Raw genomic sequence first — 17,941 nt, forward strand, 5'->3', positions numbered from 1 at the left:
ACAGGGCTGCGCCACAGTATTGCGGGAATAGCTCAGTGGTAGAGCACAACCTTGCCAAGGTTGGGGTCGCGAGTTCGAGCCTCGTTTCCCGCTCCAATAATGCTCTGCAGGGTTCGTGAGAAAGTTGCAGCTAGCTAAAAGAGGGCCTGCGGGCCCTTTTTTTATGGTTCGCTCCCGGATTACAGGCCTATTGCCGGAATATTTATAAATATTTATGATGATATTGTGAGCTAGGTGTTTAAATTTCGATTTCTTCTTAACCCGGGTTGGCAGAGAATGTGCCTGGCGAAATCGTTCGGTTGCCCGTTTTTTTAAAGATGTCTTGCCAAGGTGGTTCAAGAAAGACATAATGCCCGCCTTCCTGAAGCTGCAAGATGTTGTAAATCATTATTTATCAGGGGGTTATTATGATTAACCCGCTTATTCTGCCACTTGAGACAGTCCTTTTTCTTCTCAATGACTTATCCACACGCTAGTGTTTATGGCTGACGAGACAGCCGACGGTGAATAATCTTTTAAACAGAGTTATCCACAGGCTTCCCCTGCAATACACTTTTCCTCAATGTTAATGATCTAAATCGGAGTTTTTTTATCTTGCTGATTCTGCGGGGTAAATATTTATTTCAAAAGCTACGCTTGCGCTATTGTCTTTTTTATCATGCTTGATTGTGAAAGGGTTTTTATTTTTATTCACAGGCTGATAACCTTCGTTTTAATGCCTTTGGTCATCTGCTCAAGCATCCCGCGATAATCCCTTTTCGATTGATCTGACCAGCCGCTGCTGCTGCGCAGTCTGCACCTTGACGCTTTGCGCCTCGCGACGAGCCAACTGCTCGCCGACCGCCCACTGTATATGGCGGTCCAGCAGTGCATTTTCTCCAGATCGCGATTGCAGCGCTGACAGCACCGCCGGTTCGTAAGGTGCGTTTCCCAGCGCAACGGCGATATTGCGCAGCCAGCGCAGATGGCCGATACGCCTGATGGCCGACCCCTCAGTCACTCGCAGAAACCGGGCTTCGTCCCAGTGGAATAAATCGATAAGCTCAGGCGCATGTAATGCCGCCCGTGGTGAAAAATCCGCCTCATCGGTGAGTTGCGAAAAGCGATTCCAGGGACATATCAGTTGGCAATCGTCACAGCCATAAATCCGGTTACCTATTAGCGGACGCAGCGCTTCAGGTATATCTCCCTCGAGCTCAATCGTCAGGTAGGAGATACAGCGCCTGGCATCCACCGTATAAGGCGCAACGATGGCGCCGGTCGGGCAGGTGGTGATACAGGCCACGCACTTTCCGCATTCTTCCTTCACCGCGCCATCCACCGGCAACGGCAGATCGATAAGCAATTCACCGAGAAAGAACCAGGAACCCGCTTCCCGGTTCAAAATAAGCGAGTGTTTGCCAACCCAGCCTAGTCCGGCTTTCGCCGCCAGCGGGCGCTCCAGAATCGGTGCCGAATCGACAAACGGGCGATAATTCGCTTGCCCGCACCAGGCGCGGATTTTTTCGCCTAACTGCTTTAATCGGCTTCTGAGAACCTTATGATAGTCGCGTCCCAGCGCATAACGACTAACATAACCTAATCGGGGATTTTTCAATGTGGAGGCGAAGGCGGCCCTGGCGGGCAGATAATTCATCCGCACGCTTATCACGCGCAGGGTCCCGGGCAATAATTCATGAGGACGAGCGCGCATCATGCCGTGACGCGCCATCCAATCCATTTCGCCATGGTATTGATTGTCCAGCCAGGCCTGCAGGAGGGGTTCCTGGTCACTGAGATCGGTATCGCAGATGCCAATCTGCTGGAATCCCAACGCTATCCCCCATTGTTTAATCAATCGGGCTAATTCTTGAAGATCGAAAGGGTATGACATGACGGACCATAAAAAGAACGCTGACCTGCTAAGTTTACCATATTCTGTCTATGACGCGCAGTGGCTGCGGCAGTGGGAAAGCTCGGCGGCCAATGCGGCCGGCGTTTCACTTTACCAGCTTATGCTGCGGGCCGGCAGCGCGGCCTATCGATTCGCTAGCTGGCATTATCCGTTTTCCCGGCATTGGCTAGTGCTGGCGGGCAAGGGCAACAATGGCGGCGATGCTTATGTTGTGGCCCGGCTAGCCGCCGCTGCCGGCAAGCGTGTTCAGGTCATTGCCTGTGGCGACGACGACAGTGTCGACCGGGGCCAGCCGGCGTATCAGGCCAGGCAAGAGTGGCGGGCGAGCGGCGGCGACATTTTACCTGCTGATGCGCCATGGCCCGCGGATATCGAGGTGATTATTGATGGCCTGCTGGGAACCGGTCTGCAAAACGCGGCGCGCGAGCCCTATGCCGGGCTTATTCAGCAGGCTAACCGACATTTGGCACCGGTTATTTCGCTGGATATTCCATCTGGACTGCATGCCCAGACCGGAGCCGCCGCCGGCGAGGTGATCAACGCATCGGTCACCGTGACATTTATTGCACTAAAGCCTGGTCTCCTGACGGGGAAGGCTCGGCGCGTAGTGGGCCAATTGCACTATGATGATTTAGGTCTGGAGGAATGGCTTCACTCCCAGCCGCCGGCGCTGGAGCGACTGACTGCGCCCCAACTGACGCGCTGGTTAAAGCCCAGAGATCCCTGTTCCCACAAGGGTGATAATGGCCGGCTGCTGATCGTCGGCGGCGATACCGGCCTGTCCGGGGCCATCCGCATGACCGGTGAGGCGGCACTGCGCACCGGCGCCGGTTTGGTCAGGGTGCTGACCCGAGAAGAGAACATGGCTGCACTGTTGACCGCCAGACCGGAACTGATGGTTGAGTCACTCACCGAAGATTCTCTTGGTAATGGACTGGAATGGGCCGACATTATTGTGATTGGCCCTGGCCTGGGTCAGTCTGATTGGGGGAAAAACGCCCTGCATCAGGTTAATCTTTCCGATAAACCGATGCTTTGGGATGCCGACGCGCTGAACATGCTGGCAATCACCCCCGGGAAACGTCACAATCGTATTATTACTCCCCATCCCGGCGAGGCGGCTCGATTACTGGGCAGATCCGTCGCTGAAGTTGAAAGTGATCGCTTACATTCCGCCAGGGAACTGGCTGAGCGCTACGGCGGCGTGGTAGTTCTGAAAGGCGCCGGCACACTTATTGCCGACCACCGCGCAGCGCTGGCGGTAGCGGATGTCGGCAATGCGGGTATGGCCTCTGGTGGCATGGGCGATTTACTTTCCGGTATTATTGGGGGCCTGCTTGCGCAACGGCTGTCGCTCTATGATGCGGCCTGTGCTGGATGCGTAGTCCACGGCGCAGCGGCTGACGCGCTGGCGGCAGAAAAAGGAACGCGAGGCATGCTGGCGACCGATTTGCTGCCGGCATTATTTCCGTTTGTTAATCCCGAACACATCGCATAGAAATCAAACATGGATAAATGTGAAATACCTTTGCCGGATGAAGCGGCAACCCTAGCCTTCGGCGCTAAACTGGCAGATGTTTGCCGGCAGGCCTGCGTGATTTACCTCTATGGTGATCTGGGCGCGGGTAAAACCACCTTCAGTCGCGGGTTTCTCCAGGCGCTGGGCCATCAGGGCAACGTTAAAAGCCCGACCTATACTCTGGTCGAACCTTATGAACTGGCCCGCTTTACGGTTTACCATTTTGATTTGTATCGCCTGACGGATCCTGAAGAGCTGGAGTTCATGGGCGTGCGCGATTATTTCGGCCGGGATGATGTGATTTGCCTGGTTGAATGGCCCCAGCAAGGGGCAGGCCTGCTCCCTGAGCCCGATATCACCCTGAGCTTTGCCTATCAGGGCGATGGTCGACAGGTAGTGGCCTGCGGATTGACGGCCAAAGGTCAGCAAAGCGTGGCGCAGCTCAGTGCCTGGCGGGAACAGCGCTAATGAGGTCAGCCATCAGAATACTTTTTTTCTTTGCTTTGCTGTTACTGACCGGTCAGGCGTTAAGCGCTACCCTGAGCGACATCAATGTATCCAATGGCCAGAGCCAGGCGACTGTCACCCTCGGTTTTCGCCAGCAGCCGGTCTATGCCTTCTTCGGGCTGCATAATCCGGAAAGAGTGGTTGTTGACATTCGCCAGAGCGGCCCGGTTCAGGGACTGCCCCTGCAATTTAGCGGCCAGAACCTTATCCAGCGCATACGGACCAGTAACGCCGTTGATTCGCAGAGTATCAGGCTGGTGTTCGAACTGACGGGAAAAGCCCGGGTGAGAGCCAGTACCCAGCAAACGGGCAACGGCTATAGTGTGGTCGTCACGGTAAGCGGCCAGCGTCCGGTCAGTCCCCCGCCTGTGGCCAGCAGCGCTAGGGTGACCCGGGCCGAACCTGCGACGCCGGCGCCTAATGCGTCGGAGAAAAATCCGTTCGACAACAAGATGACGGTGGCCGAGAACAGTACTGTCGTTCCGGTGCCGGTGTCCAGCAATAGACACCGTAGCCGAGTCTCGTCGGGCGACCAGGTGGTGGTAGCGATCGATGCCGGGCATGGCGGTCAGGATCCTGGCGCTATCGGCGCCAATGGCCTGAAAGAGAAAAACGTCACCATTGCCATCGCCCGTAAACTGAAAGCGCTTTTGGACCAGGATCCGATGTTCAAGCCAGTACTGACGCGTGATGGTGACTACTTTATCTCGGTCATGGGCCGCTCGGATGTGGCGCGTAAAAAAGGCGCCAGCGTGCTGGTGTCGATCCATGCCGATGCTGCGCCTAATCGAAGCGCCAGCGGTGCCTCGGTATGGGTACTGTCAAACCGTCGCGCCAACAGCGAAATGGGCAACTGGCTTGAACAGCATGAAAAGCAGTCCGAATTGCTTGGCGGAGCGGGCGATCTGCTGGCTAACAGCTCATCTGATCCTTACCTGAGCCAGGCAGTGCTTGATCTGCAGTTCGGCCACTCTCAACGCGTCGGCTATGATGTCGCGGTGAAGGTGCTGCGCCAGCTGCAGTCGGTCGGCTCTTTGCATAAGCGACGCCCTGAGCATGCCAGCTTGGGCGTCCTTCGATCCCCGGATATTCCCTCGCTGTTAGTGGAAACCGGCTTTATCAGCAACAGATCTGAGGAGCGGCTGCTGGGTAGCAGCGCGTACCAGGAGAAGATCGCTAATGCCCTGTATCAGGGATTGCGCCTCTATTTCCAGTCGCATCCGATGCAAAATGGCCCAAAGTTGGAAAATCGTCCCCAGGGCGTTAGCTCTGCGGACGATGCTGGCGCCAGCGGCGCCCAGGCGGTAGCGCAGTCCAACGCCAGCGCCGTGAAGCCTTATACCGGCAAAATGGTGCGTCATACGGTACAGCGAGGTGAAACCCTGTCGGGCCTGGCGTCGCAGTATGGTATCAGCATGGCCCAGCTCCAGCAGATGAACAAGCTGAAAAAGGCGACTGTCTGGGTGGGGCAGCGATTGAATATTCCTGCCGAAGCGGCGGCGTCTGCGGCGTCGTCTGCCCGGGGAGTCAGTCGGCATAAAGTGGTGACTGGCGATTCGCTTACCTCGATAGCGGCGAAATATGGCGTCAGCGCCGGCGCTATCAGCCAGGCGAATAAATTGAAAACGGATAATGTCATGCTGGGCCAGACGCTGGTTATTCCGGCTCGCTGAGTTAACAGGAGGGGCAGTCATGGCTATCAAGATACTACCACCGCAACTGGCCAACCAGATCGCCGCCGGTGAAGTGGTCGAACGCCCGGCATCGGTGGTGAAAGAACTGGTGGAGAACAGTCTTGACGCCGGCGCCAGCCGTATTGATATCGATATTGAAAAGGGCGGCGCCAGGCTTATTCGTATCCGCGATAACGGCTGCGGTATTGGCAAGGATGATCTGGCGCTTTCCCTGGCGCGTCACGCCACCAGTAAAATTGCCTCGCTAGAGGACCTTGAAGCTATCATCAGTATGGGATTCCGCGGCGAAGCCCTGGCCAGTATCAGTTCTGTTTCCCGACTGACCATTACCTCCCGAACGGATACGCAGTCGGAAGCCTGGCAAGCTTATGCCGAAGGCCGCGATATGACGGTGACGGTGAAACCTGCGGCCCATCCGGTCGGGTGTACGGTTGAAGTGATGGATTTGTTTTACAACACGCCGGCACGGCGTAAGTTCATGCGCACCGATAAAACCGAATTCGCCCATATTGACGAAATTGTTAAACGCATCGCGCTGGCGCGCTTTGATGTGACGTTCACCCTGCAGCACAACGGTAAAACAGTCCGGCAATACCGGGCGGCCAACGCTGGATCCCAGCATCTGCGCCGGCTGGGCAATCTGTGCGGCGCTGCTTTTGTACAGCGGGCGCTGGAGGTGTCCTGGAATCACGGCGATCTGAATATCCGCGGCTGGGTTGCGGATCCGCGCGGGGAAGGCGACTTGCCGGAGATGCAGTATTGCTACGTTAACAACCGAATGATGAGAGATAAGCTGATTAATCACGCCATTCGCCAGGCCTATCAGGAGCAACTGAGTGATGGGCAGCAACCGGCATTTGTCCTTTATCTGGATGTCAGTCCCCACCAGGTGGATGTCAATGTCCATCCGGCCAAGCATGAAGTGCGTTTTCATCAGGCCCGACTGGTGCACGATTTCATTTATCAGGCGGTCATCGCCGTGCTGGCGCAGCATCAGGCCGATCCGTTGACGCTGGGCGAAACGGGTGCTGAAACCGCACCCGCAACGTGGTCGCCGGAAAACCGTGCGGCATCCGGGACCAACCATTTTTCAACCCCGTCGGTAGACAGTCGTGAATTGCCCGTCGGGCAGAGGGATATATTCAAGCGTGGCGGCGATGCCAGTGCGGAAGGCCGCGCCTATACCGGTGTCGGAAGGACAGGCGGCGGCAGCGCCTATACTGGTGTCGGAAGGACAGGCGGCAGCAGCGCCTCTACTGGTGTCGGAAGTACAAGCGGCAACGCCTACCCCGATGTCGCCAGAGACCCGAGGCAGCATCAAATTGATCCCGTGGCTGCCGCACAGAAAATGCGCGACCGTCCCGGCTATCTGCCACGGGAATATCAGCGCCGGGAAGGGGAAATCTATCGCCGCCTGCTCGATACCGCTGCCGCTGATGACAAGCGCCTGAACAGCGCCGAGGTCCTGGCCGGCAATACACCTCCTGTCGCCGATGATGTCCAGAGTTTCGGGAAGGTGCTGACTATCTACCCGCCTTGCTATGCGCTGGTTGAGTTTCGCCACCGGCTGGCGCTGATTTCACTGCCGTTTGCCGAGCGGGGACTGCGGCAAAAGCAATTAACCCCGGGGGGCGAAATCCTCAAGGCCCAGCCGTTACTGATTCCGTTGCGGTTAACCCTTAAGGACAACGAGGCCCGGGCCTTCGGCCAGTACCAGGCAATGCTGGCCGAAATGGGAATTGCAATGCAGGTAAATCACCGGCAGGCAATACTAAATGCGGTACCTTTACCGTTACGCCAACAAAATTTACAAAACTTGATTCCAGAACTGTTAGGCTACCTCTCTCATCATGACTCTTTATCTCATGACGACATCGCTGCCTGGATTGCCCGCCAGTTAAACGATGAACAACATGCCTGGAGCCATTCCCAGGCGATACAATTGCTCTGTGAAGTTGAGCGGCTATGTCCGCACTGGGTGAAAGCCCCGCCTGATGAGCTGCTGGTATTACTTGAACTTGAGGCTGCTGTTAAGGCCCTGAAAAATGATTAGACCCGATATCGCCAGCCTTCCGCCGGCCATATTTATCATGGGCCCGACCGCATCGGGCAAGACCGCTCTGGCGATGACTCTGCGTCGGCAGTTGCCGGTTGAACTGATAAGCGTCGATTCGGCATTAATATATCGCGAGATGGATATCGGGACGGCGAAACCCAGCAAAGATGAATTGGCCCAGGCTCCTCACCGATTGATCGATATCCGTGATCCGTCCGAGAGCTATTCGGCTGCGGATTTCCGCCGTGATGCACTGAGTGAAATGGCAGAAATCACCGCTTCCGGACGTGTGCCATTATTGGTTGGCGGCACCATGCTCTATTACAAAGCGCTGCTAGAGGGGTTATCGCCTTTGCCTCCGGCGGATGCCGCCGTCAGAGAGCGTATTGAGCAGGATGCCCAACTCAGGGGTTGGGATGTATTGCACCGGCAGTTGCAACAGATTGATCCGATTGCCGCTCTGCGTATTCATCCTAATGATCCTCAGAGACTGTCCAGGGCACTGGAAGTTTTTTTCGTTTCAGGTAAAACTCTAACGGAAATGACAAAAATATCCGGCGAGACCTTACCTTACCGGGTCTTTCAGTTCATCATCGCACCTAACAATCGTGAATTGCTGCATCGACGAATAGAACAGCGCTTTCACCAGATGCTGGCTGCCGGTTTTGAGCAGGAAGCCAGGACACTTTTTGCTCGGGGTGATTTGCATGCGGATATGCCGTCCGTCCGCTGTGTCGGTTATCGTCAGATGTGGGCCTATTTATCCGGTGAAGTTGATTACGATGAGATGGTTTTTCGTGGTATTTGCGCGACACGACAGCTTGCCAAGCGACAAATGACCTGGCTGCGCGGCTGGGAGGCTGCGCACTGGCTTGACAGCGAACAGCCTCAAGCCGCCGTTGAAACGGTATTACAGGTTGTTAGTGCATAGGTTGACTGATTGTGTACAATTGATAAGTACTGAACGCGCTTTTTTTACATCGTTTATATATTTAGAGCCACATGGTTCTTGTTAAAAACAACAAGCACATAAGGAAAAGATAGAATGGCTAAGGGGCAATCTTTGCAAGATCCGTTCTTGAACGCATTGCGTCGGGAACGCGTTCCGGTTTCTATTTATTTGGTTAATGGCATCAAATTACAGGGGCAGATTGAGTCGTTTGACCAGTTTGTGATTTTGCTGAAAAACACGGTTAGTCAAATGGTTTACAAGCACGCCATTTCGACCGTGGTTCCTTCTCGTCCGGTAGCGCATCACAATAACAATTCGGGCGGCGGTTCCAGCAATTACCATCATGGTAGCACCCCAGCCGGCCAGCAGCCTGCGCCGGAAAGTGATGATGCCGAATAAGGCGGGTCGATTCTGACCCTGTCGCGGTGCTTTAGCGTTTTAAGGCGCTAAGGCTCCGTCATAACTGCGGTTTATCCGTTTGAGAGGTTGTACGCTTGTTTGACCGTTATGATGCCGGTGAGCAGGCCATACTGGTTCACGTTTTTTTCGCACAAGACAAAGACATGGAAGATCTTAGGGAGTTTGAATCCCTGGTCTCTTCCGCCGGGGTAGAGACGCTGCACGTCATCACCGGGAGCCGCAGGGCGCCCCATCCCAAATACTTTGTCGGCGAAGGAAAGGCCGAAGAAATTGCCGATGCGGTTAAAACCAGTGGCGCGTCTGTCGTATTATTTGATCATGCTTTGTCTCCGGCCCAGGAGCGAAATCTTGAGCGCGTCTGTGAATGCCGGGTAATAGATCGTACCGGTCTCATTCTTGACATATTCGCCCAGCGTGCGCGGACCCATGAGGGTAAGCTACAGGTAGAGCTGGCGCAATTGCGTCACCTGGCGACGCGGCTGGTGCGAGGATGGACACACCTTGAACGCCAGAAGGGCGGCATCGGTCTGCGGGGTCCGGGCGAAACACAGCTTGAAACTGACCGCAGGCTGTTGCGTAACCGTATTACCCTGATCCTTTCCCGCCTGGAGCGGGTCGAGAAACAGCGTGACCAGGGACGAAGAGCCCGTGCACGCGCCGATGTGCCGACAGTATCGCTGGTAGGTTATACCAATGCCGGTAAATCTACCCTGTTCAACCAGATAACCGATGCCGGTGTTTATGCGGCCGATAAGCTTTTTGCCACCCTCGACCCGACGCTCAGGCGTATTACGGTTGGCGACGTCGGCGATACCGTGCTGGCAGATACGGTAGGGTTTATCCGTCATCTTCCCCATGACCTGGTGGCGGCTTTCAAGGCAACCCTGCAGGAAACTCGGCAGGCTACGCTGCTGCTGCACGTAGTGGACGCAGCCGACGGACGTATCAAGGAAAACATCGACGCCGTGGACTCGGTGCTGGCGGAAATAGAAGCTGACGACATTCCGGTACTGCTGGTAATGAACAAAATCGATATGCTGGAGGATTTTATCCCGCGTATTGATCGCGATGAAGAAAATATCCCGGTCAGAGTATGGTTATCTGCCCAGACCGGCGAAGGTATTCCATTGCTTTTTCAGGCGTTGACCGAGCGTCTGTCGGGAGAAATTGCACAGCATGAGCTGCGCCTGCCTCCCCAGGCTGGACGTTTGCGTAGTCGTTTTCACCAGCTACAGGCGATTGAAAAGGAATGGATCGAAGACGACGGCAGTGTTGGCTTGGTAGTCAGAATGCCTATCATTGACTGGCATCGTCTTTGCAAGCAGGAAAACGAGTTGGTGGACTACATTGTCTGACCGTCCTTTGGGAACTAAAGCCTGAAGAATACTAATTAAAGTAAAATGGAGCTAAAACATGGCGTGGAATCAGCCCGGTAATAACGGACATGACCGCGACCCGTGGGGAAGCAGCAATAATAATAGCGGCAACTCTGGCGGAAATAATAATAAAGGCGGACGCGAGCAGGGGCCTCCTGATCTTGACGATATCTTCAGGAAACTCAGCAAAAAAATTGGCGGCTTTGGCGGCGGCAACCGTAATCCTGACAATACCGGCGGTTCAAACCGCGGCGCTGGCCGCAGTAGCCGTATTTTTGCTCTGGCTGCCGCTGCGGTGGTGGTGATCTGGGCAGGCAGCGGCTTTTATACCATCAAGGAAGCCGAGCGCGGCGTGGTGGTTCGTTTCGGCAAGTTCGATCATCTGGTCCAGCCGGGTCTGAACTGGAAGCCCACCTTTATCGATAACGTCCGTGCGGTTAATGTTGAATCGGTACGTGAACTGGCTGCTTCAGGCGTCATGCTTACCTCCGATGAAAACGTGGTGCGCGTCGAGATGAACGTGCAGTACCGGGTGACCGATCCGGAACGCTATCTGTTCAGCGTCACCAATGCTGACGACAGCCTGCGCCAGGCGACCGACAGCGCCTTGCGCGGTGTTATCGGCAAATACACCATGGACCGTATCCTGACCGAAGGACGTACCGTGGTCAGAAGCGATACCCAGCGGGTACTGGAGGAAACCATCCAGCCTTACAACATGGGTATCACCTTGCTGGACGTCAACTTCCAGGCAGCCCGTCCGCCCGAAGAGGTCAAAGCGGCGTTCGACGATGCCATTGCCGCACGTGAGAATGAGCAGCAGTACATCCGCGAAGCGGAAGCCTATTCCAACGAAGTGCAGCCTCGTGCCAACGGGCAGGCGCAGCGTATACTGGAAGAAGGTCGCGCCTATAAAGCGCGCACCGTCCTGGAAGCTCAGGGTGAAGTCCAGCGTTTCGCCAAAGTTCTGCCGGAATATAAAGCCGCACCGCAGATCACCCGTGAGCGCTTGTATATCGATGCCATGGAACGCGTGCTGAGCCATACCCGCAAAATCCTGGTCAATGATAAGAGCGGCGGCAACCTGATGGTACTGCCCCTGGAACAAATGCTGCGAAATGCACCCGCTGGCGGCGAGCGCCAGGACAACAGCGGCAGCAGTCTCATGCGCCTGCCGGCACCGAGCGGCAGCAGCAGTGCGTCGAATGCTACGCGCAACAGCAATAATTCAATCATGGATCAGCGTAAAGCGAATGCTCAACGTGAAGATACCACTCGCGTAGGGAGAGAGTAACCGATGCGTAAGCCCTTAATACTTGTTCTTATCGCGGTGCTGGTGGTGCTGTATGCATCACTTTTCGTGGTCCAGGAAGGCCAGCGTGGTATCGTGCTGCGTTTCGGTAAAGTCCTGCGCGATGACGAAAATAAACCGGAAATCTTTAATCCGGGTCTGCACTTTAAAATTCCGTTTATTGAGACGGTTAAATCACTGGATGCACGTATCCAGACCATGGAAAATCAGGCTGACCGCTTTGTGACCATGGAGAAAAAAGATCTGATCGTCGATTCCTATATCAAATGGCGTATCAGCGATTTCAGTCGCTATTACCTGGCTACCGGCGGCGGCGATGTGTCGCAGGCTGAAGTGCTGCTCAAGCGTAAGTTCAGTGACCGTTTGCGTTCTGAACTGGGTCGTCTGGATGTCAAGGGTATCGTTACAGATTCCCGTAACCGACTGATGACCGATGTGCGCCAGGCGCTGAATACCGGCAGCGCCGGCGATGATGAGGAAATCCAGACTACCGCCGCAGATGACGCCATCGCATCGGCAGCGGCACGTGTGGAGCGTGAGACCAGCGGCAAACAGCCGGCGGTCAATCCGAACAGCATGGCGGCGTTGGGTATCGAAGTCGTGGATGTGCGCATCAAGCAGATCAACCTGCCGGCTGAAGTCTCTGACGCTATCTATCAACGTATGCGTGCCGAGCGTGAAGCTGTTGCCCGTCGCCATCGTTCACAGGGCCAGGAAGAGGCTGAAAAGCTGCGCGCGACTGCCGACTACGAAGTGACCCGTACTCTGGCGGAGGCCGAGCGTACTGCGCTCATCACGCGTGGTGAAGCCGATGCCGAAACGGCTAAACTGTTTGCGGACGCATTCAGCGAAGATCCGGAATTTTATGCTTTCATCCGCAGTCTGCGTGCCTATGAAAACAGCTTCAGCGGCAATAACGACATTATGGTGCTGAGTCCTGACAGTGATTTCTTCCGCTTTATGAAATCACCTGAAGCCACCTCTCTGGTCCGTCCGTAACGGCGGTCGTTATCCCGGAGTGCAGCGCACTCGATGCTGTGTGCTTAAGCCCGCCGAATCCGGCGGGTTTTTTTTTGCGTGCCGGCAATGCGCCTTACCCCCGGTTGGCGGTGCGACGCCGGCCTGCAGCCACTGGGCCGGCACTGACCCAATTCGCCAGAGACGTCTAACAAGTTGTCTCACTTTTTCCCTTTACTCTTTCTTTTTCCTCTTTATCTTGGCTGGCACATCATTTCACTGACTCTACCGGGAGATAACATGAGTCCGACTATCTGGATGGCGCTGGGGCTAGTATTGGTACTTGAAGGCCTAGGCCCGATGCTGTTTCCCGCCCTGTGGCGAAAAATGATCGGCACGCTGTCGACACTGCCCGATGCGCTGCTGAGACGCTTTGGCGGCGGTTTAGTGGTTGCGGGCTGCGTAATCTACTATATGTTGCGTCACAAAATGGGAGGTTGATCCCAGAGCTAAAAAAGTGGGCAATACGGTGGTAAAAAGTACTGAAAGCAGGGGATTGAGATGTTAGAATCCTTTTTTAAGCAATCTGGTGAATTTTGAGATGGGTAAGAACGTCGTCGTACTGGGCACCCAATGGGGTGACGAAGGTAAAGGCAAGGTCGTGGATCTGCTGACTGAACGCGCTAAATATGTCGTTCGTTATCAGGGCGGCCACAACGCCGGTCATACTTTGGTTATCAACGGTGAAAAAACCGTTCTTCATTTAATTCCATCTGGTATTCTGCGTGAAAACGTAACCAGCATCATTGCGAACGGCGTTGTCTTGTCGCCGGAAGCCCTGATGAAAGAAATGGGTGAACTTGAAGCTCGTGGCGTACCAGTACGTGAGCGTTTGCTGCTGTCAGAAGCTTGCCCGCTGATCCTCTCCTATCATGTTGCGCTGGACGTTGCGCGTGAAAAAGCCCGTGGAGCCAAAGCTATCGGCACTACCGGTCGCGGCATAGGCCCTGCCTATGAAGACAAAGTCGCGCGCCGCGGCCTGCGTGTCAGCGATCTTTTCAATAAAGAAACCTTTGCGATCAAGCTGAAAGACATTGTTGATTATCACAACTTCCAGCTGGTCAATTACTACAAAGCCGATGCCGTGGACTACCAGACCATCCTCGATGAGGTGATGGCGGTTGCCGATATCCTGACCGGCATGGTGGTTGATGTGTCTGAACTGCTGGACAGCGCCCGCCAGCGTGGCGACCTTATCATGTTCGAAGGTGCCCAGGGCACCCTGCTGGACATCGATCATGGCACCTATCCGTATGTCACCTCTTCCAACACCACCGCCGGCGGCGTTGCCACCGGTTCAGGCTTGGGTCCGCGCTATGTCGACTATGTACTGGGCATTGTCAAAGCCTATTCTACCCGCGTAGGTGCCGGCCCGTTCCCGACCGAGCTGTTTGATGATATCGGTGAATTCCTCAGCACCAAAGGCAATGAGTTCGGCGCGACTACCGGCCGCCGTCGCCGCACTGGCTGGCTGGACGCGGTTGCCGTCCGCCGCTCGGTACAGATCAACTCCCTCTCCGGTTTCTGTTTGACCAAACTGGACGTGCTGGATGGCCTGAAAGAGGTCAAAATCTGTATCGGCTACCGCATGCCAGACGGTCGCCAACTGACCACCACGCCGCTGGCTGCTGAAGGTTGGGAAGGGATTGAACCGATCTACGAAAGCCTGCCTGGCTGGAGTGAGTCCACCTTCGGCGTAAAAGAATATGACCAGCTGCCGGAAGCGGCGCGCAGCTATATTCGCCGCATTGAAGAAATCACCGGTGTACCGATTGATATCATCTCAACGGGTCCGGATCGTTCTGAAACCATGATTTTGCGTGATCCCTTTGATGCATAATGCATAAAAGGCTTCTCGCCATCAAATTATACTAAACCGGGCTTGTCCCGGTTTATTTTTATCTATCAATAAGTTAGCCTATCCGCGAAACGACTTTGTTAAAGTGGCCTCACAAGTCATATAGCCTGTTTGGTTCCTAAAGGTTACTCTTATAAGTCATGATGGCGTATTGACGGCCCAACCGTAGATATATCGTCAATTGTAGTGCGGAATTTTGTCTTCCCCTCCTGCCTGCGGTGTAAAACGGGTATTGCAGCAGGCCTTTCGAGATTTCTGACAACATCTGACAAGATGTTTTGTCCGGTTGCAGACAGAAAATCCGCCGCTCTACATATTTATTGCTTGCTGAATGATATCGGCATGGCAACCTGTTTTAGACAATGGAGGTAGCGCATGTCTCAAGATCCCTTTCTGCAACGTGAAGCAGAAAAATACGAATTCCCCGTCCCCAGCCGGGAATTCATCCTGGAGCACCTGGCCAAGCGGGAAAAGCCGGTCAGCCGCGAAGAGCTTGCGCAGGAATTTAACATCACCGGTGAAGATCAGATTGAAGGGCTGCGTCGTCGCTTGCGCGCTATGGAGCGCGACGGCCAACTGATATTTACCCGTCGTCAGTGCTATGCGCTGCCAGAACGTCTGGACCTGCTGCGCGGAACGGTTATTGGCCATCGCGATGGCTTCGGCTTCCTCAGAGTAGAAGGGCGAAAAGACGACCTTTACCTGTCCGCCGAGCAGATGAAAATGGCTATCCATGGCGATGTGGTCATGGCGCAGCCGCTGGGCGAAGATCGCCGCGGCCGCCGCGAAGGCCGGATTGTCCGCGTGCTGGTGCCAAAAACCAGCCAGATCGTTGGCCGCTACTTTGTCGATGCCGGCAGCGCATTCGTGGTGCCTGACGACAGCCGCCTGAGTTTTGATATCCTGATTCCGCCCGAGGGCACCGCCGGTGCGCGGATGGGCTCGGTAGTGGTTGTCGAGTTGACCCAGCGTCCGACCAGACGGACTAAAGCCATCGGCAAAGTCGTCGAGATTCTGGGCGAAAACATGGGTACCGGCATGGCGGTTGATATCGCGGTCCGCACCCACGATATTCCCTATACCTGGCCGCCTGAAGTCGAAGAACAGATTGCCAGTCTGAAAGAAGAGGTGCCGGCAGAGGCCAAACGCGGCCGTGTCGACCTGCGCAATCTTCAACTGGTGACTATCGACGGTGAAGATGCCCGCGACTTTGATGATGCGGTGTTCTGTGAGAAGAAACGCGGCGGCGGCTGGCGCCTGTGGGTTGCTATAGCCGACGTCAGCTATTATGTGCGGCCCAATACGCCATTAGATGATGAAGCCAGGGGCCGCGGGACGTCGGTCTATTTCCCATCGCAAGTCATTCCCATGCTGCCGGAAGTCTTGTCAAACGGCTTGTGTTCACTCAATCCCCAGGTTGATCGGCTTTGCATGGTGTGTGAAATGACCATTTCCGCTCAGGGCAGGCTGTCTTCTTACAAATTCTATGAAGCGGTGATGAACTCCCACGCCCGGCTGACCTATAATAAGGTCTGGCAGATCCTGCAGGGCCACCAGGAATTACGTGATCATTACAAGCCGCTTATCAAGCCGCTTGAGACGCTGCATGAGATGTACAAGGCGCTGGATATCGCACGTGCCGAGCGCGGCGGTATCTCTTTCGAAACCGAAGAGGCCAAGTTTATCTTCAACGCAGAACGCCGGATTGACCGTATCGAACCGGTGATGCGCAATGATGCCCATAAACTGATCGAAGAATGCATGATTCTGGCGAACATCGCCGCTGCGCGTTTTGTAGAGAAAAACAATGAGCCGGCGCTTTATCGGGTGCACGATCGTCCCAGCAATGATCACATCACCGCGCTGCGCAGTGTCCTCGGCGAGCTGGGCCTTAGCCTGGGCGGCGGCTTGAAGCCTGAGCCGAAAGATTACGCCGAGATGATGAATATCGTCGCCGATCGACCGGATCACGAAATGCTGCAGACCATGCTGCTGCGCTCAATGAAACAGGCTATTTATGATCCTGAAAATCGGGGCCATTTCGGGCTGGCGCTGCAGGCGTATGCTCACTTTACCTCACCGATTCGGCGTTATCCCGATCTGGCGCTGCATCGCGCCATCAAGTACTTGCTGGCCCGTGACGAGGGCGAACTGACCGGTCGTTCCACCGCGACCGGCGGCTGGCATTCGGAGCTGACTGAGATGCTGCAGCTGGGCCAGCACTGCTCCATGAGCGAGCGTCGGGCAGACGAAGCGACACGCGATGTCGCTGACTGGCTGAAATGCGACTTTATGCAGGACCAGGTCGGCGAAGTATTCAGCGGCATCATCGCCAGCGTTACCGGTTTTGGTTTCTTCGTGCGCCTCAATGAACTGTTTATCGACGGCCTGGTGCATGTCTCCACCCTTGATAATGACTATTACCGTTACGACAACATCGGCCAGCGTCTGATTGGTGAGTCCGGCGGCTCCAGCTATCGTCTGGGCGACTCGGTAGAAATTCGTGTCGAAGCCGTCCATATGGACGAGCGCAAAATCGATTTTTCTCTGGTGTCGAGTAAACGTCAGCCGCGCGGTGCAGGTAAGACCGAGCGAAATCGTTCACGGCAACAGCCGAGAGGGGCTTCCAGTGAAGGCAGCAAACCGCCGCGCCGTCGGCATACCACCAAGCAGCCGGCCAACTTCGAGTCCGACAGCGTATTCCGTCAGGGTGACAGCGGTAGCCAGAAAACCAAGCCGAAAGGGAAGGCCTCAAGGGATAAGAACCGCAGCGCTGGGTTGAAAAACAACCCGGCTAGCGCTTTGGATCAAAAGGTCGCCGGTCCGTCGTCTACTGGCGGCAATCCGGCGGCGGACAAGCCCGCCGCCCCATCGCGCAGTGCGCGCCGCAGGGCGGCGGCTAAAGCCAATGCGGCTAAAGCCAATGCGGCCGCAGCAGAAACGCCGGTAGTTACTGATACCCGAGAACAGCCTGCATCCTCAGCCGCTATTGCGCCTGTAGTGGATGCGACCTCCAGGCCTTCACGCAACGCCCGCCGCAAGGCTGCCAAATCCAATGCAGCGGCCCAGGAGGCGCAGAGCCATGCGGGACAACCTGCGGCCCATCAGTCGTCTGATACCCCGCCTGCCGGCAGGCCGGTGCGCACCGAGTCAGCATCTGCCGCCATTCAGTCAGCCAGCGGTGAGCAGAGCCAGACAACCAGGCGCAGCAGAAAGGCGACGCCCAAAGCGGCCTCTACAGCGCCCGCATCGGTAAGCCCGGCACCCGCCGCGCAGCCGGCGACGGCAGATAAGGCCAAGCCAGCGGCAAGCACCGCCAAGCCAGCGGCTGAAACA

The 17,941-nt window shown here is 55.6% G+C and carries 12 protein-coding genes, 1 tRNA gene and 1 pseudogene; 13 read left to right on the forward strand and 1 reads right to left on the reverse strand.

Going from position 1 to position 17,941, the window contains the following annotated elements; all coding sequences use genetic code 11:
- The first annotated feature begins 21 nt into the window (after nucleotides 1–21).
- Nucleotides 22–96 (forward strand) — tRNA-Gly (locus tag EDC52_RS05755).
- A 637-nt stretch (nucleotides 97–733) separates the two neighbouring features.
- Here EDC52_RS05755 and queG read toward each other — a convergent pair.
- The gene (queG, locus tag EDC52_RS05760; RefSeq protein ID WP_131864376.1) at nucleotides 734–1,873 is read right to left on the reverse strand and encodes a tRNA epoxyqueuosine(34) reductase QueG; all 1,140 of its coding nucleotides are present in this window, start codon (nucleotides 1,871–1,873) and stop codon (nucleotides 734–736) included.
- Here queG and nnr point away from each other — a divergent pair.
- The 12 genes and pseudogenes from nnr to rnr form a co-directional block, all read left to right on the forward strand.
- Nucleotides 1,872–3,392, forward strand: a complete 1,521-nt coding sequence (gene nnr, locus EDC52_RS05765) for a bifunctional ADP-dependent NAD(P)H-hydrate dehydratase/NAD(P)H-hydrate epimerase (RefSeq protein WP_131864377.1) — start codon at nucleotides 1,872–1,874, stop codon at nucleotides 3,390–3,392. The two genes, queG and nnr, sit on opposite strands and share 2 nt — an antisense overlap.
- A 9-nt stretch (nucleotides 3,393–3,401) precedes the next feature.
- Nucleotides 3,402–3,881 (forward strand): tRNA (adenosine(37)-N6)-threonylcarbamoyltransferase complex ATPase subunit type 1 TsaE, encoded by a 480-nt coding sequence (tsaE, locus tag EDC52_RS05770; RefSeq protein ID WP_131864378.1) that lies wholly within the window; start codon nucleotides 3,402–3,404, stop codon nucleotides 3,879–3,881.
- Nucleotides 3,881–5,593, forward strand: coding sequence for an N-acetylmuramoyl-L-alanine amidase AmiB (gene amiB, locus EDC52_RS05775; protein WP_131864379.1), 1,713 nt, complete (start codon nucleotides 3,881–3,883; stop codon nucleotides 5,591–5,593). The genes tsaE and amiB overlap by 1 nt, the downstream gene beginning before the upstream one ends.
- Before the next feature lie 19 nt (nucleotides 5,594–5,612).
- Nucleotides 5,613–7,667, forward strand: coding sequence for a DNA mismatch repair endonuclease MutL (gene mutL, locus EDC52_RS05780; RefSeq protein WP_131864380.1), 2,055 nt, complete (start codon nucleotides 5,613–5,615; stop codon nucleotides 7,665–7,667).
- Nucleotides 7,660–8,601 carry a tRNA (adenosine(37)-N6)-dimethylallyltransferase MiaA gene (miaA, locus tag EDC52_RS05785; protein WP_131864381.1) on the forward strand — a complete coding sequence of 314 codons (942 nt, stop codon included), beginning with the start codon at nucleotides 7,660–7,662 and terminating at the stop codon, nucleotides 8,599–8,601. Before mutL ends, miaA begins: the two co-directional genes overlap by 8 nt.
- 114 nt (nucleotides 8,602–8,715) lie before the next feature.
- The gene (gene hfq, locus EDC52_RS05790) at nucleotides 8,716–9,021 is read left to right on the forward strand and encodes an RNA chaperone Hfq (RefSeq protein WP_131864382.1); all 306 of its coding nucleotides are present in this window, start codon (nucleotides 8,716–8,718) and stop codon (nucleotides 9,019–9,021) included.
- Nucleotides 9,022–9,116: 95 nt separating this feature from the next.
- The gene (hflX, locus tag EDC52_RS05795) at nucleotides 9,117–10,397 is read left to right on the forward strand and encodes a ribosome rescue GTPase HflX (protein ID WP_131864383.1); all 1,281 of its coding nucleotides are present in this window, start codon (nucleotides 9,117–9,119) and stop codon (nucleotides 10,395–10,397) included.
- Between the two features lie 58 nt (nucleotides 10,398–10,455).
- A complete protein-coding gene (gene hflK / locus EDC52_RS05800) occupies nucleotides 10,456–11,712 on the forward strand; it encodes an FtsH protease activity modulator HflK (RefSeq protein ID WP_131864384.1) in 1,257 nt (418 codons plus the stop codon).
- A 3-nt stretch (nucleotides 11,713–11,715) separates the two neighbouring features.
- Nucleotides 11,716–12,729 carry a protease modulator HflC gene (gene hflC / locus EDC52_RS05805; protein ID WP_131864385.1) on the forward strand — a complete coding sequence of 338 codons (1,014 nt, stop codon included), beginning with the start codon at nucleotides 11,716–11,718 and terminating at the stop codon, nucleotides 12,727–12,729.
- A gap of 258 nt (nucleotides 12,730–12,987) precedes the next feature.
- Nucleotides 12,988–13,188 carry a DUF2065 domain-containing protein gene (locus EDC52_RS05810; RefSeq protein ID WP_131864386.1) on the forward strand — a complete coding sequence of 67 codons (201 nt, stop codon included), beginning with the start codon at nucleotides 12,988–12,990 and terminating at the stop codon, nucleotides 13,186–13,188.
- A gap of 100 nt (nucleotides 13,189–13,288) precedes the next feature.
- On the forward strand, nucleotides 13,289–14,587 hold the full coding sequence (locus EDC52_RS05815; protein ID WP_131864387.1) for an adenylosuccinate synthase: 1,299 nt from the start codon (nucleotides 13,289–13,291) through the stop codon (nucleotides 14,585–14,587).
- A gap of 393 nt (nucleotides 14,588–14,980) precedes the next feature.
- Nucleotides 14,981–17,479 (forward strand): annotated as a pseudogene (gene rnr, locus EDC52_RS05820) (ribonuclease R); the annotation flags it as partial.
- Between the last annotated feature and the right edge of the window lie 462 nt (nucleotides 17,480–17,941).

This window comes from Biostraticola tofi, from assembly GCF_004343195.1.
GTDB classification, from domain to species: Bacteria; Pseudomonadota; Gammaproteobacteria; order Enterobacterales; family Enterobacteriaceae; genus Biostraticola; species Biostraticola tofi.